Raw genomic sequence first — 15165 nt, 5'->3', positions numbered from 1 at the left:
CCCGCCCTCACCACTTGTTACAATGAGTCTTAAGGTCGACAACCTCAAATACACGTTGCATTTTCGCTTCGAAGCGGGTACGTCGCGCGGTATCCTGACCGAGAAGACGTCGTATTTGATCAGACTCTATGACGACGAGAATCCAGCCGTTGTCGGCTACGGCGAATGTGGTCCGCTGGTGGGCTTAAGCTACGACGACCGGGCTGATTTTGAAGAGCGTTTAGGCCAATACTGCCAGGAGTTTAACTCACTTGACCTTCAGCTCTTTAGCTGGAACGTACCCATCATTCTGAATCAACTGATTAGTCAGCAGTTTCCGAGTATTTTATTTGGGTTTGAAACCGCCATGCTCGATTACCTGTCGGGTGGTCGACGGGTCTTGTACACCAACGATTTTTCGGACGGGAACCGTTCGCTGCCCATCAACGGCCTGATCTGGATGGGTAGTCCGGCCTTCATGCGGCAGCAGATCGAAGAGAAGCTCAGCGCGGGCTACACGACGCTTAAGCTGAAGATCGGCGCTGTTGATTTCGAGCAGGAGTGCGACCTGCTGGCCATGATCCGTGACCGCTTCACTCCCGAGCAGATTACGCTCCGGGTTGATGCCAACGGCGCGTTTCGGCCCGACGAAGCTATGGCTAAACTCGAACGCTTGTCGACCTATGGGTTGCATTCGATCGAGCAGCCCATCCGCGCGGGTCAGCCCGAGCTGATGGCTGAATTATGCCACCACACGCCCCTGCCCATTGCGCTCGATGAAGAGCTGATTGGGCAGATGGAGTACGTCCATAAGTTTCGGCTGTTAAAGAAGATTCAGCCCCAGTACATCATCCTGAAACCGACCTTGCTGGGTGGTCTGCGCCATTGCGACGAGTGGATCGAACTGGCCGGGCGGCTCAATATTGGCTGGTGGATTACCTCGGCCTTGGAGTCGAACATCGGGTTGAATGCAATTGCTCAATACGTTTCCCAGTTCAAGAATTTGATTCCGCAGGGTCTGGGTACGGGCCAGCTCTACCAGAACAACTTCGACAGCCCGCTCACCATCGAGCAGGGTCACCTGCGTTACAACGCCACTCAGGCCTGGGATCTGAGCCCGTTAGGATTAGGTACTATGCAGCCGCGATAATCCGTTACCCCTTTAGTATATCGGCGTGTATTGCTGACGCCTGTGAGACGTAATGATTACGTCTCACAGGCGTCAGCAATAGCTGGAATTTATTCCTTATGAACGGTTACCTGTTGTGTACGACAGCCTCCCCCTCCGGAACGCCTATGCCAGGGGCAGAAACTCTTTCTTTCGCAGCAGGCTGGCGCTGAGCAACGTAATGACCAGCCCAACCGGGAAGATTTCCACAAAGGTCATGGCAAAACGCACCAGCGGATTTTTATAGGACTCGGCACTCTGCCGGAATTCGTTCATGGTTTTGGTAATCTCCGCCGGGCTGGCTCCACTGTCTTTCAGGCCTAACTCGGTATGCCGGGCGGCCATTTCCATAAAATCCGAAAAAACCGTGTTGTAGCAAATTTCCCAGGCAACGCAATACAGCAGTGAAGCGACCAGCGTAATGAGTATACCTACTTTAAAGGCCGTGCCGAAGGTGATGAATCCGCCCAGGTGATTATCCCGGTAGGCTTTGATACCGAAGAAGATCAGCGACAAGGCAATGACCATTGTGGCATACCCCACCCATATACCATTGTCAAACGTAATGGTTCCGTTCTGCCACAAGGGAACGTTAACGGCAAGCATGCCGCCCACAATAGTACCGGCGATCAGGCCGTAGGTTAAAATGATTTTTTTCATGGTTGTTTTTTGGTCAAAACAAGCCAAACTGGTAATCACCTCCCTCACCCGAAAGTATGATTTGTGCCACGACCCGCTGAATCACCCGTTCGGGCTAGTGAATCAGTCCTAGCTCCTTGGCTTTCTGAATGGCCTGGGTCCGGCGCTTTGCGTCCAGTTTCAGAAACAGGTTCGAGGTATGCGTTTTAACGGTATTGAGAGAAACAAAGAGCGTATCCGCAATCTCCTGATTCGATAGTCCCTGCGCCATCAGTTCCAGTACTTCGTATTCGCGTTTGCTGATGCCAGCCGTTTCCGGAAGTACCCCATTGATTCGACTGACTGCGGGGCCTACGATCACTGGTTTTGTTCGGGTAAGCTTCAAGCCCGCCCATACGCCCAAGACCGTGAACAGAATGGCAACTGTTCCGAGGTAGATTTCCAGCGGCAGCATACGTACCAGAAATCGGTATTCCAACAGCTTAAGCGCCGTAACCAGACCCGCCAAGGCTACGCTGTATAAGAGAATGGTCCGTTTCATGCCGTAAATTCAGCCATAGGGTGTTGTGCTGGTCACTATAAAAATAAGGTATCGACGCATCCGTCAGGGGTTGTGACACCTAACTGCTATTCCTTTTTAAACCCAGTCGATTCCTTTACGCAGCCGTTTCAGCGTCTGTTCTTCGGGGCTGTCCGGTTCCGGGCGGTAATCGTAAATCCAGTTGGCCTGCGGAGGCATACTCATCAGAATCGATTCGGTGCGTCCGTTGGTTTCCAGACCGAATTTGGTGCCACGGTCCCACACCAGGTTAAACTCTACGTATCGCCCCCGACGTAACAACTGCCAGTTGGTTTCGCGCCCTCCGTAAGGTAGTTCGCGATTCTGGTGCATGAAGTGCGTGTAAATAGGCGCAAACGCGTTACCAACGTCCTGCACGAACGCGAACAGACTGGCCTTGTGGACCGCATCCGCTGGTTTCAGATAATCGAAGAAGATGCCGCCCACCCCGCGGGTTTCCTGCCGGTGCGGTATAAAAAAATAATCGTCGGCCCAGGGCTTGAACTTCGGGTAGTGACTGGCGTCGTGCCGGTCGCAAACCGTTTTAAGCTGCTGATGAAACCAGCGGGCGTCTTCGTCCACTACGTAATGCGGGGTTAAATCGATGCCGCCCCCAAACCAGCAATGGCCCGTACTCATCTCGAAATACCGGACATTCATGTGAATGATGGGCACCATTGGATTGTGCGGATGCAGCACGATGGATACGCCGGTGGCATAAAACTCCGCCGGTTGGGTCAGGTTGAGCGATCGTAACGTAGCTTCGGTAGCCTCGCCGTGTACGGCCGAAAAGCCGACTCCGCCTTTTTCGATCACCGCTCCATTCGCCAGGGTTCGCGAGCGCCCCCCGCCCCCACCGGGTCGCTCCCAGCGATCTTCCCGAAAGGCTCCTGTTCCATCGGCTTCGGCCAGAGCCTGGCAAATGCGATCCTGTAAGTTGGTGAAGAACGCCGTTATGGTTTCTTTAGTGGTGAGCTGGTCTGAAATCATACCGTAAAGATAAGACCTATTTATTCAGCCAGCTTCAGGGCGTAGCGAACCGGGCGGGGTTTGTCGATCATCAGGAGCAGCCCCTGTTCGGCCATCTGCCGGAGTAATTTGCCCGCCCGATACGCCGATACGTTGATCAGCTTGGCGAACCGATCGGCGGTGATGTTATCGTTTTTGCGCAGGTACTGGATCAGCGTACGCGCCATCGGCGACCGGATCAGTTCGCCATCGGCAGCGTCGGGCGTAATGATGAGCTTGTTGGTCGGCACCGATTTGTCTCTGGCCCTGACATAAATGGTACGCTTTCCGGCTTCGTCGATGGCCTGATGTGGCTTTTCGGTGCTTTCTGCTATGGTAATGATCAGGACCTTGCGGCCATCGGGGCTTAGCGTCTCGTAGCTGACACTCAGCGCAGGCTCGATCAGGCTATCGGTGGCATCCTCGATTTTGCGAACTTCCCGGAACTCCGACGGTACACCGACGATCTTTCCGTCGTCGGTTACGCCGATGAGCAGCGTACCACCCGACGTATTGGCGAAAGCGGCCAGGGTACGGGCAATGCGATGCGCCGACGAAATCTGACGCTTAAACTCTAACCGATTGCTTTCGCCCTGCTCAATAAGCTCGTCAAGTTGGTTGCGGGTCATGTCAGGATAACCAGGCGCTGGTTCATTTGTTGCTTCGCCCGATCAGCAGTTGCAGAACGTACTGTCAACAAAGGTTCGGTTGCCATTTATATTGATGTAGTAGCAGCCCTTTGGACTCCGGTTGAGCTGATGCCCGTTGTAGGTACTTCCGGTACACTCAATATCGACGGCTTCGGTACTATCGCACGAAAAGGCCGTTACGGAAAAAAAGGCGATGATATAAAGGTATTTTTTCATGAATCTGGAATCATTACGTAGCAGACGGCCCCGCTGGTTTCTGCGCCCCTTTTTCTATGACTTGCGGGGGTATTTACTCTGTTCGTCTTTCGGTACAGCCGGTAAAATTAACGGGCAAACAGGCCAAATCAAACGCTATAATCGTCTTTTAACCTCGTCCGGCTGCGCCCTGATTCAACTGATAAAACGGCCACCGGCCCCGAATCGTATAGTCTCCTACGTGCGCGTAAGTCACTGTTTGATTTATTCTTGTTTCTACCTGATTCACCTATTAAAAAATATATGAAAAACATATCAACAACGGCTTTCCATTGGCATATAAAGTGCATAGGTTTGGCAACAACGTAATTCTGATACTTGCACAGGGATGGAAGCAGCTATACAAAACAAATTTCTCAAGCTCATCGATTTCGCCATGCGAAACCACTGGGTCATTCAGTTGAAGCATAAAAACAGCTGGCGTACCGTCGAACCCTACATTGCGGGGGTTCACCAGACCACTCATTCCGCCAGTCTCTACGGCTATTGCCGGGATGTGGTGCCTTCTCCCAAAGAGGGCAACACGCGCTGGCAGGTCTTCTCACTCAACGAGGTCGAAGATGTCGAACTCACCTTTTACGAATTTAGCACCCGCTACGACTACGGGGGTACGTTCGAGCCCATTCATCCCGTTTATTTTAAGGTAGACTGACAGATCAGAGGGGTAGGCGGAGGGACGTAACGCCCGGCGGTTCCGCTCATCCAGACGGTTGACCTCTCATCCAAAAACCGCTAATTACCGCAACGTTTCATCCGAACGAGTCGTCTTTAGGATGGACTGTCTTCCAGACACTCGTAAAAGTTGAACGCCGAAAGATCGGGCCGGTTGCGTCCGATCTTTTTTGTTGGATGTAACAGCTTAGATGCAACGTCAGCCGATTTTTCCTGTCTTTTACCCGAACCGGTTGCGGCCAGCCCGTGACAGGTGTTTAAGTTAAGAAGTAGTATAGCAAAGCCGGATCAGTTTTGACCCGGCTTTTTTGTTGAAGGCACCACTGATTTGTCGAGAGCCTGTTCGATTATCAAACTAGAATGATCAACCTATTTTAAAACAACTTAATCCTTCTGGTAAATTATTTGTTACTTCATCAAGGATTTTGGGTTTTAAATTGAGTGCGAAAAGCCAGACTGCATGAGCGGTCTGGCTTTTTGTCGATGTGTACTCGTAAGCCAGAAAAACTACTGACATCTGGCCACTCTGGCGCCGGTTTCCTTGCCTTTCGTACCTCCGTTTAGTAACTATCTCGCACCAATCAGTCAACTATTCATCTTTACTTAAGTAGCTTTATAAGTATTGTATCTTACTGATTGTAAACTAATTCTTTTCTTATGAAACACTTGTTTACTTACTTGTTACTGTTACTTAGTGGCTTCTCTGTGCAAGCCCAAACTATCACCTGGACAGGGGGCACCAGCTCCGATTGGAATACACCGACCAACTGGAACCCCAATGGTGTACCTACGAATAGCAGTGATGTAATTATTCCTAACGTAACCAACGATCCTATTATCGGGTCAACATCGGCCGTTTTAGCTAGGACGGTAGAGGTACAATTTGGCGCGGTGCTCACTATTCAAAACTCAGCAACCTTGACGGTCAACGGCTCGAAGTCAATTAGTAGTGCCACTACCGCCTTTTATAATGCAGGTAGCGTAACAAACAATGGTCTGGTAAGTATTGGTGCCACGGCTGCGGTGGGGCAATATGGTCTTCTCAATCAGTTTGGTACGGTTACTAACAATTCCAGTGGTCAAATCCAGATTAACCGCTCAACGACCGCTGGACTGTATAATCAGTTCAATGCAACCTTTAACAATGCAGGTAGTATTGTCGTTGGGGCTACAGCTTCGGTGGGACAAAATGCACTTCTTAATCAAGTTGGCACCTTCAATAACCTCACCGGTGGCCAGATTCAACTTGACAACTCTATCACTGCCGGGCTACTCAACACATTAGGCACCTTTACCAACTCAGCGCGTATCGTCATTGGTTCTACCTCTGCGGTAGGGCAGTCGGGGCTTGCAAACCAAGGTAACTTTGCAAACAATACTGGCGGCCAGATCGAAATCGACCGATCCTCCACGTATGGGTTAGCCAACCTGGCAGGCAGCTTTACCAATGTAGCCGGTATTCGCATCGGCGCTACGGCTTCGGTGGGCCAAAATGGCCTCTATAATTATGCTACTTTTAATAATAACACTGGCGGTCAGATACAAATCGACAACTCCACTGAAATCGGATTAAGGAACGAAGGGGGTACCTTTACCAACGCGGCTAGTATCATCATTGGGGCAACTGGCCCTGTGGGTGTCTATGGTCTCGGTAACCAGGCGACCTTTACTAATTCTGCTGGTGGCCAGATTCAGATTGACAACGCCACTCAAGCTGGCTTATTTAACTTAACAGGCATCTTTACTAACTCGGCACGTATTGTCATTGGAGCAACTGGCCCTGTGGGTGTCTATGGTCTCCGTAACCAGACTAGCTTTACAAATGCTGCCTGTGCCAGCCTGACGCTGTTTGCTCCGGTTGGGAATGCGGCCACCTTCACCAATCAGGGCTTCCTGACGGTGAACACCACCCAGGCTCATCTTAACTCAGGTACGTTAACTAACAACGGCACCATCGTTTACCCCCAGGGTAATCCCATTCCTGGGGTGATTAACAACAAGATCACGGCCCTGCCCATCACCACCAGTTGTGAACTGACGGCTAGTCCAGCTTTGCAGGTGGGAGGAAGCAACAATTTGCAGGTAAGCACCACCTGGAGCAAAGATGAAGCGTTAACAACACCGGCTGGCACCTACGATGCCAACACCAACACATTTACGGTTAGCAGTCCAGCTACAGGTGGTACGTATCCCCTCTATTTTACGGTTAATGATCCTCAGGGTAGTTGTAGCCAGGTTGTATCCATTCCCGTAACGGTCAACCTGCCCCCTGCCCCTACGTTAGTGAGCTCAGGCACCATAACTTGTGCCAACCCTACCGTTACGATAGTGGCTACGCCCGCCGACCAGAGCAACTACAGCTTCACAGGTCCTCTATTCACGCAGAATAGCACCAGTGCGACAGCAGTAGTCAGTCAAGAGGGTTCCTACTCGGTAGTTGTGACCGCAGCCAACGGCTGTACGGCTCTGGCTACTACCACCGTTAGCAGCAACACCATAGCTCCTGAGGCTACTTTGTCCAGCTCCGCCACCATAACCTGCGCTACTCCTACAGTGACGCTAATTGCTACACCCGCTGAGCAAAGCAATTATGCTTTCACTGGTCCTCTGTTGAGCCAAAGTGGTACCAGTTCAACAGCAGTAGTTAGCCAGGAGGGCTCCTACTCGGTAGTTGTAACTGGTGCCAATGGCTGCACCGCACTGACCACAACGACGGTTAGCAGCAACACCATAGCACCAACGGTAAGCCTGACGAACACAGGCCCCATATCGTTTACCAACGCTACGTCCACCCTTGTTGCTGTATCCAGTGACAATGTTAGCTACAGCTTTAGTCCCGGAGCCATTCAACAGGGCATGAGTAATATGGCTCAGGTAAGTACCCCGGGTATCTACTCTGTGACGGTAACCCGGCTGGACAACGGCTGTACCGCTACGGCTTCGACGACTGTTACGGGTGGTAACAGTCCAACTGTATGCCGGGGAGGAACGGCAGTGATCAACGTAGCGGTCGATGGCGATCCGGTCAAGTACGAATGGTACAAGAATAGCCTCTCTACGCCTAAGATTATGGAGACGCCCCAGCTTTTCCGGGGCACCGCTACGTCCAGCCTAACGCTGATCAACGCTCAGACTAACACCCAGGGTAACTTCTTCCTCAAAGTGACTGACCGTTCAGGCACCGTGAAGATTTATGGTCCTTACCGGCTGACGGTGGACGCTAGTTGCCGAGCTCGTGAAATCGCCCAACTAGAAACACCCTTACAGGTTGAACTGGCTCCAAACCCCATTCAGCAGGACCGATTACGTGCCATTGTTCGGGGGGCAGAAGGCCACTCCTTACAAGTAGAACTAGTTGATCTAAACGGCAAGCCCATTCGTCAGCAGCGCTGGAGCCAGGCCCAGGCAGAGCACCTGATTGACTGGGACATGCAAGGGCAAACGTCGGCAGTATACATATTGCAGGTAGTACGTGGAGCTGGTGCCGGTATGCCTGCTCAACGCCAGAGTGTAAAAGTCATTAAGCCCTAAAAAGGCATAAGTCTGTATAATCAAAAAAGCCGGATCAGTTTTGACCCGGCTTTTTTGTTGATTAACAAGGTGTTGAAACAGTAAGCAAGGTAGAGTCTCATTGTTGGAACGGCAAGTGGGTTAATTTCCATACCAAACACGTAGTGCTCTACCATTTCATCAACGAGAAAGGTGCTGTGATAGATTGGCGATCAGATTAGAAGCGCTTTGATCAGCAAAAGCCTAAAAGATTACTGATTTAGCACAACCGAAGCTTATCTGGAAAATCTTGTAACGAGCGATCTGGACGAAGACAAGGGCCGCCGTGTACGAGTAACTACCGATCCTTATTGACGAAGTTGTCAACTGCCTGGTCTGGCGTCAGCTCGTGAATCGACCACATATCATACAGGTAGTCATAGTCCGGTTGTTGCAGCGGCTGGGTGTAACTGGATTTAAACAGGCGGTTCTGAACGGCACCGAGCCATACGTTGTAGTCGTGGCTCTGACCAAGGAGTTTGAAAAAGTTGAACATACTGCGAGTGAGGATAAGAGATTTACGTTGGCACGATTCGAATATTAGTCTCTCTACGGAACCTATAGATAGGCTACAGCAAATTTAGTACCACCGAATAGTACAGAAGCATCTGTGAATGAGCGATCTGGAGTCTATATCTCAAAGATAGACAAAGTGAGCATTGCAGTAAACTAACTGCAAGTTTTGTGCAACCAGGAAACAAAAAACCGGACAACTAACTGATCTACAGCTAATCATCCGGTTTTACTGTGGAGACGGAGAGATTCGAACTCTCGTCCAGTCAAGGAACTCGTCGTGCTTTCTACATGCTTAGGTATGCTTGGGATTGTCGGGAATCGGCCCGGTGCATACCAGACCAAGCGTCATCCGTAGGTGCTTGTGTCTTACTCGGCCGTTAACACCATAAACCGAGCCAGCGCTGCGAGTCGATGCCCCCTGATCCAGCCAGCAGCACGTAGGCCGGGGAGACAATGGCTATTGCTTAATCCTCCGGATTAGGCAGCCATGGCGTAGTTATACTCGCCAGTTATTGTTTTGACGATTTGTTCGGGTCGGGAAATACCGTCAACTCCCGGCATGCTTACACGCGACCTCTGCAAGCTGTCAATTCCGGTCGTCCCCAAAAGTGAACACCAGTAAGGGCGTGTTCTATCTAAACGCAAATATAAGGCTTTTGGTTCTGGTTCCGCTCTCTTACCCCCACGTTCGTATTGCCTAAGTTTATAAACTTATGTACTTTAGATTAGTTAAGCCGCTACCCGACACCGCCAGGCAATACCGGCAGAACAGCTATGATCAGTACGCCTTTTGAAACCACATTATACCAGCACCTGACGCCTTTTTTCGCCAGGCATCAGTACGTACTGCTCCCCGATAAACGGCAGTATCGGCGACCGTTAGAGACTGGTTTTCAGAACGTAATCCTGTCGCCTTCGTTTTACGGCGACGAAACGGTGCTGGAGGTGAATTTTGGCTGCCGTAACCACCAGATTGAACAGATTGCCCAGCAGTTTCTGAACAACATGGCCGATTACCGGCCCGACGCCAACACGCTCATTATCTCTATCGGCAAATACCGCGGCCTGGACTATTTTCGGTATAAACTGCATACCACCGACGAACTGCTGAACGCCTGCGCCGAAATCGAAGCGTTCTTTACCGAACAGGGCTTTGAGTTCTTGAACCGGGCTTCGTCGCTGGCTACGCTCGATCAACTGCTGAACGATCACCCCAGCCATCCCTGCCGTTACGTCTACAACCAGACGCACCGCTGCTACAAAGGCCTGATTGCCGCCCGACTGAATCACAATCCGCATTTCGACGGGTTAATTGACAGTTACCGGCATTTGCTGGTTCGCCAGACGCAGAACCCGCACGAACAACTGCATTTCGAGCGCCTGATCGCGTATCTGCAACATTATTCGGCGAATTGAATAAGGGGAGGAAAGGGAATAAGGGGAAGAGTGGGAGGAAGGAGAAAGGGATAGAACTTGTGTAGTCACCTACTCCCCTTCCTCCCACTCTTCCCTCTCCTCCCTTTCTTCCCCTACCCCCTTTTCACAAACTTGACTATAGCCGTAACCAGACCGGGGCTAAGCGGAAGCGACGGGTTGGTGTACGTTTTCAGGTTTTCGGTACGGTCGGCTGGCGCATCTTTCAGGATGTGGTTCATGGACTCAATCAGCAGTAACTGCGCATCGGGTCGGGCGGCTTTCAGCAGTTCGGCTTCGGTGACGGGTACCTGTACATCATGCCGACCGTTGATCAGCAGTACGTTCGCGTTCAACTTTTTAAGCTCCGCCGTCGGTTCGTACTTCATCCAGGAAATTAACCCTGGCTGATTTTTAGGACCAAACAGCGAATACAGCAACGGGTTCACCCGGTTGACCCGGTGCCCGGCCCGTAGAGAGTCGATAGTCTGGTAGGAGACGGCTCTGAGCGTGTCGGGCAGGCCCGCGCGAAGCTGCTCTTTCAGCACATCGGCAATGTTACGTCCCGGTCCGGCAATGGATATAAACGACGACAGCTTCGTTTGCTGAGCGGCCAGCATACCAACCAGCGAGCCCTCACTATGTCCGGCTACGGTTACGTTCGAGAATCGCTTGTCGGCCTGTAGCTGACGAATGAAGCCAACGGCATCGCTTACGTAATAATCGAACTGATGCTCCTGGGGTTTAAGGGTGGCTGCGGCCCCGATCAGATTGGTTCCCGAACCCCGTTTATCGTACCGGGCTACGGCAATTCCCTGCCGAACGAGGCTATCGGCCAGCATTTTAAACGCGTTCGTCTTCAGACCGTAGCCGCTGTTACAGTCGCGGTCGGTGGGTCCCGAACCGGCAATCAGCAAAACAACGGGCACGGGACCTCTGACCTGATTGGGAATCGTCAACGTACCATCGAGGGTTAAATTAGCCTCAGCTGGTACGTTGATTTTAAAGTAGAGTAGCTCCTCCGTTTGCGCAAAACTGGTTAGTCCGGCCAGCAGACAAAATAAGACTTGGAAAACGTGATTCATGATCAGTGACTTGTTACGTTCAGATTGGGTGTTGTTTCCCTCTCCCCGGCCCCTTTTCCATTATGAGAGAAGGATGATGAGACTGGTGTTCATCCAGCAATACATTGGCTACCTGACAACTTTCTCCTGCCGGAAGTAGATATACGAATAGACGACGGGAATGAATACCGAAAGCAACGTAACGCCGACCACCAGCCCACTCTTGTAGGGTACAGGAACGAGCAACGCAAGCACCGTGCTGATTACCCCTCCGGCCAGCATCACCCGGCCACCCAGCTGATGCGTTCTTCGCCAGACGGTCTCGCTCTCCAGGGTCCAGGGGGTGCGTATGCCCACGAAATAGTTAGGCTTTACGCTGTTCATCAGGTTACCGAGACACGCCACGAGCAGTCCAACGCCAACCAGTACACTGGTTCCCAGCATTTCCGGGCTTACGCCTTTCCAGGTTACTGTCCACATCCAAATCAGAAAAGCAGCCCAGAAGACCATGATCGTCCAGCGTATTTTCTGGAACAGGGCCGTGTCAAGATTTTTGCGGGGATCAAGGCGCGGTACGTACCGAAATGTCAGGTACAGGAACACCGTTAATCCGGCCATGCCAAAGGCCAGTTGCTCTTTGGGGTCGTAGCGGTCGGGTTTTCCGTTGGGCCCGTAGTGACCCGGAATGGTATCGGGTAATTCCGTCCAAATGTAGGCAAGGAAGATAAACGGGATCAGCAGCATCCCGATCATCAGCAATTCAGACGCGGTCGATTTGCGGTTCATGCGTATACGGTTTAGTGAGGATGTCATGTTTTCGGTTCGGGCGCGGGCGTCTCCGATTTCTGAAAGCCCATCAGCCAGGCCAGCAGCTCATCGAGCACCGTCGTGTTCAGTGAATAGGTGATGAACTGGCCCTTCTTTACCGACTCAACCAGACCCGCCTGACGGAGCAGATCGAGGTGGTGCGAGATGCTTGGTTTACTCATGTCGAAGCGCTCGGCAATTTCTCCGGCATTCAGATCACCATCCCGCAGTAAATCCAGAATCTGTCGGCGGGTCGGGTCATTCAGGGCTTTGAAAAGCGTATTCATACAACTCGTTAAACGATTAGACAAATATCTAATTAATTAGTCAGGCAATCGTCTAATTATTAGCAAACGGTCGGTTATGCGTGTAGATACCTTCGCCCCGAAACAGGAGATGGGGTTAAACAACCGATGCAAATGAATGAAATAAGTGGGAAAGTGATTTTGTCAACGTGAGAAATAGCCCGCCAGGCATAGTTCATCAGCAAACGAACGCCAGTCGTGGAAATTTGAGGGTTTAGGCGCAACCTGATACACGTTTAAGGCCTCTGCTTTCAGGACGACATCCTGCTTTAACTGCTGGCTGAACAGCACCGTACGTAAAGCCTGCGTGGTTGGATTATTCTTCAGGCGTTCGATCAGCCGTAAGCCATCTTCGTCGGGCAAGTAATAGTCAATGACCAGGAGCGAAGGTAAAGCCGGCGTTATAGCGATTTCAGCCAGCAGCGCTTTGCTATCCGGAAAACAAACAATCTGGCACGTCAGGTGCTCAAAGGCGCGGGTGACGATATCCGCGATGTGCTCGTCATCGTCGACTAACCAGATTGTGGCGTTTTGGCGCATGATACGTTGTGGTTAACTTCTGGCTTGGGACACGCTTACACACTGACCGGTAGGTCTCCAGTTCAGAGTATAACCATAAAAGATTGGTTTAAGCTAGGATACTGTCAACTTATTTTGACGTTCCGAATAGACAAACCGCTCACTACGTAGTCAGCTCAGGCAGAACAACGACAGGAAAGGTGTTTATCCCATAGTGATGATCTAAGATCCAATCCCGATTTTTGCGGCCTCGCTCTACAAACATAATGATTACTTTTTCAACAGATTCAGCGCTGGAAACCGAAGTCCGTCGGCTGATTGACAATAAGACCAAACCACTTGGTGCCCTGGGCCGTCTGGAAGAAATCGCCCTGCAAATTGCTCTGATTCAACAAACCACAACGCCTGTTCTGCACAATCCGCACCTGCTGGTTTTCGCTGGTGACCACGGCCTGGCTGCCGAAGGCGTCAGCGCCTATCCGGCTGCGGTGACCTACGGCATGGTGAAAAACTTCATTGCGGGCGGAGCCGCGATCAATGTGTTTTGCCGCCAGAACGACCTCAGGCTGCTGGTCTGCGACGTGGGTGTCAACGGTACGTTCGCCGAGAGCACCACCGAGTTTGTCAAATTCAAGATTCGACCGGGTACCCGGAATATGCGTCACGAACCGGCCATGACCGACGAAGAGTGCGCAGCCGCTATTGACGCGGGTAAAACGCTGGTCAACGGTGTGCACTACCGCGACTGTAACATCGTGGGCTTCGGCGATATGGGCATCGGCAATACGTCGTCGGCGGCTTTGCTGATGCATCGGTTTATGAACGTGCCGCTGGATCAATGCGTGGGACGGGGTACCGGCCTCGACGATGCCGGGCTGGCCCATAAGCTTTCGGTACTACAAAACGCAGCGGATCGGTACACGGCCCTTACCGAGCCAACGGCGATTCTGGCGGCTATGGGCGGACTGGAGATCGCGGCCATAGCCGGGGGTATGATCCAGGCGGCCGAAAATGGCATGATTATTCTGGTCGACGGCTTTATTGCTACGTCGGCTCTGCTGGCTGCGCAGGCCATACGTCCAGCGGTGGTACAGCACTGCATTTTCTGCCACCAGTCCGATGAGCAGGGCCACCAGCGGATGCTGGCTCATTTGGGGGCTACTCCCCTACTCGATCTGGGCCTCCGCCTGGGCGAAGGAACCGGCTGTGCCCTCGCCTACCCCATCGTAGCGGCTGCGGTTAATATGCTCAACAACATGGCCACCATGGACGTACTATGAAGTTATTTTTTACGGCCCTGATGTTTTACACCCGTTTGCCGGTGCCAAAGTCCATCGATCACTCGGCCGACGCTCTGAACCGGTCGACGCTCTTTTTTCCCTTGATCGGCTGGATTGTGGGTGGCATCGGCGTTGGTGTATACTGGCTAAGTACGGTGCTTTTTCCACCCGCTTATCTGCCGGTACTGTTCAGCATGATCGCAACGGTCTGGGTAACGGGGGCGTTTCACGAAGACGGATTCGCGGATGTCTGCGACGGTTTCGGCGGGGGCTGGTCTAAAACCCAGATTTTGACCATTATGAAAGACAGTCGGCTCGGTACGTACGGCACCATTGGCCTCGGGTTGCTGCTGGCCGTCAAGTTTTTCGCGTTGCAGGCAATGCTGTCGGTCGAAACCTTCGGCTGGACAGTGGCGTTGAAGTACGTATCGGCGCACAGCCTGAGTCGGCTGACAGCCGCGACGGTGATCCGATCCTTACCCTACGCCCGCGAAGATGCCGACTCGAAAGCCAAGCCCATAGCCCAGGGCATTACGTCCGGTCAACTGGCCATCGCTGCGTTGTTTGGGCTGGCTCCCCTGCTGGCGCTGGTGGCGTATAGCGGCTTATGGATTTACCTGACCTTCCTGATTCCGCTGGCGCTCGTCCGCTGGCGGCTGATCCGATTTTTCAATACATGGCTGGAAGGCTATACCGGCGACTGTTTGGGCGCTACCCAGCAGCTTACTGAAGTGATTGTGTATCTGTCGTTCGTATCCCTCCTCTGGGTTTCTATTTAATCC

General features: G+C 52.0%; 16 protein-coding genes and 1 other RNA gene. 6 read left to right on the top strand and 11 right to left on the bottom strand.

The features are described from left to right. Positions 1–22 precede the first annotated feature (22 nt). Positions 23–1129, top strand: a complete 1107-nt coding sequence (locus tag ACYVBJ_RS07650) for an o-succinylbenzoate synthase (RefSeq protein ID WP_460981705.1) — start codon at positions 23–25, stop codon at positions 1127–1129. A gap of 144 nt (positions 1130–1273) precedes the next feature. On the opposite strand, the gene ACYVBJ_RS07645 is transcribed toward ACYVBJ_RS07650, so the two are convergent. The 5 genes from ACYVBJ_RS07645 to ACYVBJ_RS07625 all read right to left on the bottom strand — a co-directional run bounded on the left by ACYVBJ_RS07645 (position 1274) and on the right by ACYVBJ_RS07625 (position 4219). Continuing rightward, entirely contained in the window at positions 1274–1807 is a 534-nt protein-coding gene (locus tag ACYVBJ_RS07645; RefSeq protein WP_460981704.1) for a DUF4199 domain-containing protein, read from the bottom strand. A 94-nt stretch (positions 1808–1901) separates the two neighbouring features. Beyond that, positions 1902–2327, bottom strand: a complete 426-nt coding sequence (locus ACYVBJ_RS07640) for a response regulator transcription factor (protein WP_460981703.1) — start codon at positions 2325–2327, stop codon at positions 1902–1904. 96 nt (positions 2328–2423) lie between these two features. Further along, complete coding sequence (gene hemF, locus ACYVBJ_RS07635) at positions 2424–3335, bottom strand: oxygen-dependent coproporphyrinogen oxidase (RefSeq protein ID WP_460981702.1); 912 nt, start codon at positions 3333–3335, stop codon at positions 2424–2426. A gap of 20 nt (positions 3336–3355) precedes the next feature. Further along, a complete protein-coding gene (locus ACYVBJ_RS07630; protein WP_460981701.1) occupies positions 3356–3982 on the bottom strand; it encodes an AlbA family DNA-binding domain-containing protein in 627 nt (208 codons plus the stop codon). 42 nt (positions 3983–4024) lie between these two features. Then, a complete protein-coding gene (locus tag ACYVBJ_RS07625) occupies positions 4025–4219 on the bottom strand; it encodes a hypothetical protein (protein WP_460981700.1) in 195 nt (64 codons plus the stop codon). A gap of 367 nt (positions 4220–4586) precedes the next feature. On the opposite strand from ACYVBJ_RS07625, the gene ACYVBJ_RS07620 reads away from it, so the two are divergent. Together ACYVBJ_RS07620 and ACYVBJ_RS07615 are read left to right on the top strand one after the other, a co-directional pair. Beyond that, positions 4587–4910 carry a hypothetical protein gene (locus ACYVBJ_RS07620; protein WP_460981699.1) on the top strand — a complete coding sequence of 108 codons (324 nt, stop codon included), beginning with the start codon at positions 4587–4589 and terminating at the stop codon, positions 4908–4910. Positions 4911–5587: 677 nt separating this feature from the next. Then, the gene (locus ACYVBJ_RS07615; protein ID WP_460981698.1) at positions 5588–8461 is read left to right on the top strand and encodes a hypothetical protein; all 2874 of its coding nucleotides are present in this window, start codon (positions 5588–5590) and stop codon (positions 8459–8461) included. 316 nt (positions 8462–8777) lie between these two features. On the opposite strand, the gene ACYVBJ_RS07610 is transcribed toward ACYVBJ_RS07615, so the two are convergent. Both ACYVBJ_RS07610 and ssrA read right to left on the bottom strand, forming a co-directional pair. After that, entirely contained in the window at positions 8778–8975 is a 198-nt protein-coding gene (locus ACYVBJ_RS07610; protein ID WP_460981697.1) for a hypothetical protein, read from the bottom strand. Between the two features lie 249 nt (positions 8976–9224). Beyond that, positions 9225–9599, bottom strand: a transfer-messenger RNA (tmRNA) gene (gene ssrA / locus ACYVBJ_RS07605). A gap of 170 nt (positions 9600–9769) precedes the next feature. Between ssrA and ACYVBJ_RS07600 the strand changes: the two genes are divergently transcribed. Next, positions 9770–10411: a hypothetical protein gene (locus ACYVBJ_RS07600; RefSeq protein ID WP_460981696.1), complete on the top strand. Its 642-nt coding sequence runs from the start codon at positions 9770–9772 to the stop codon at positions 10409–10411. Between the two features lie 113 nt (positions 10412–10524). Here ACYVBJ_RS07600 and ACYVBJ_RS07595 read toward each other — a convergent pair whose 3' ends face one another. The 4 genes from ACYVBJ_RS07595 to ACYVBJ_RS07580 form a co-directional block, all read right to left on the bottom strand. Beyond that, positions 10525–11493 carry an alpha/beta hydrolase family protein gene (locus ACYVBJ_RS07595; protein WP_460981695.1) on the bottom strand — a complete coding sequence of 323 codons (969 nt, stop codon included), beginning with the start codon at positions 11491–11493 and terminating at the stop codon, positions 10525–10527. Between the two features lie 108 nt (positions 11494–11601). Then, positions 11602–12258 (bottom strand): SdpI family protein, encoded by a 657-nt coding sequence (locus ACYVBJ_RS07590; protein ID WP_460981694.1) that lies wholly within the window; start codon positions 12256–12258, stop codon positions 11602–11604. 23 nt (positions 12259–12281) lie between these two features. Next, entirely contained in the window at positions 12282–12566 is a 285-nt protein-coding gene (locus tag ACYVBJ_RS07585; RefSeq protein ID WP_460981693.1) for an autorepressor SdpR family transcription factor, read from the bottom strand. 162 nt (positions 12567–12728) lie between these two features. After that, complete coding sequence (locus ACYVBJ_RS07580; protein ID WP_460981692.1) at positions 12729–13124, bottom strand: response regulator; 396 nt, start codon at positions 13122–13124, stop codon at positions 12729–12731. A 245-nt stretch (positions 13125–13369) separates the two neighbouring features. On the opposite strand from ACYVBJ_RS07580, the gene cobT reads away from it, so the two are divergent. Together cobT and ACYVBJ_RS07570 are read left to right on the top strand one after the other, a co-directional pair. Continuing rightward, positions 13370–14383 carry a nicotinate-nucleotide--dimethylbenzimidazole phosphoribosyltransferase gene (gene cobT, locus ACYVBJ_RS07575; RefSeq protein ID WP_460981691.1) on the top strand — a complete coding sequence of 338 codons (1014 nt, stop codon included), beginning with the start codon at positions 13370–13372 and terminating at the stop codon, positions 14381–14383. Continuing rightward, positions 14380–15162 (top strand): adenosylcobinamide-GDP ribazoletransferase, encoded by a 783-nt coding sequence (locus ACYVBJ_RS07570; RefSeq protein ID WP_460981690.1) that lies wholly within the window; start codon positions 14380–14382, stop codon positions 15160–15162. The genes cobT and ACYVBJ_RS07570 overlap by 4 nt, the downstream gene beginning before the upstream one ends. Positions 15163–15165: the final 3 nt, after the last annotated feature.

This window comes from Spirosoma fluminis, from assembly GCF_054778895.1.
This window is presented reverse-complemented; position numbering and strand designations above follow the sequence as displayed.

Excerpts from the sequence above, each read along its gene's own strand:
- ACYVBJ_RS07650 (WP_460981705.1), top strand. The coding sequence starts at position 23 with ATGAGTCTTAAGGTCGACAACCTCAAATACACGTTGCATTTTCGCTTC.
- ACYVBJ_RS07645 (WP_460981704.1), bottom strand. The coding sequence starts at position 1,807 with ATGAAAAAAATCATTTTAACCTACGGCCTGATCGCCGGTACTATTGTG.
- ACYVBJ_RS07640 (WP_460981703.1), bottom strand. The coding sequence starts at position 2,327 with ATGAAACGGACCATTCTCTTATACAGCGTAGCCTTGGCGGGTCTGGTT.
- hemF (WP_460981702.1), bottom strand. The coding sequence starts at position 3,335 with ATGATTTCAGACCAGCTCACCACTAAAGAAACCATAACGGCGTTCTTC.
- ACYVBJ_RS07630 (WP_460981701.1), bottom strand. The coding sequence starts at position 3,982 with ATGACCCGCAACCAACTTGACGAGCTTATTGAGCAGGGCGAAAGCAAT.
- ACYVBJ_RS07625 (WP_460981700.1), bottom strand. The coding sequence starts at position 4,219 with ATGAAAAAATACCTTTATATCATCGCCTTTTTTTCCGTAACGGCCTTT.
- ACYVBJ_RS07620 (WP_460981699.1), top strand. The coding sequence starts at position 4,587 with ATGGAAGCAGCTATACAAAACAAATTTCTCAAGCTCATCGATTTCGCC.
- ACYVBJ_RS07615 (WP_460981698.1), top strand. The coding sequence starts at position 5,588 with ATGAAACACTTGTTTACTTACTTGTTACTGTTACTTAGTGGCTTCTCT.
- ACYVBJ_RS07610 (WP_460981697.1), bottom strand. The coding sequence starts at position 8,975 with ATGTTCAACTTTTTCAAACTCCTTGGTCAGAGCCACGACTACAACGTA.
- ACYVBJ_RS07600 (WP_460981696.1), top strand. The coding sequence starts at position 9,770 with ATGATCAGTACGCCTTTTGAAACCACATTATACCAGCACCTGACGCCT.
- ACYVBJ_RS07595 (WP_460981695.1), bottom strand. The coding sequence starts at position 11,493 with ATGAATCACGTTTTCCAAGTCTTATTTTGTCTGCTGGCCGGACTAACC.
- ACYVBJ_RS07590 (WP_460981694.1), bottom strand. The coding sequence starts at position 12,258 with ATGAACCGCAAATCGACCGCGTCTGAATTGCTGATGATCGGGATGCTG.
- ACYVBJ_RS07585 (WP_460981693.1), bottom strand. The coding sequence starts at position 12,566 with ATGAATACGCTTTTCAAAGCCCTGAATGACCCGACCCGCCGACAGATT.
- ACYVBJ_RS07580 (WP_460981692.1), bottom strand. The coding sequence starts at position 13,124 with ATGCGCCAAAACGCCACAATCTGGTTAGTCGACGATGACGAGCACATC.
- cobT (WP_460981691.1), top strand. The coding sequence starts at position 13,370 with ATGATTACTTTTTCAACAGATTCAGCGCTGGAAACCGAAGTCCGTCGG.
- ACYVBJ_RS07570 (WP_460981690.1), top strand. The coding sequence starts at position 14,380 with ATGAAGTTATTTTTTACGGCCCTGATGTTTTACACCCGTTTGCCGGTG.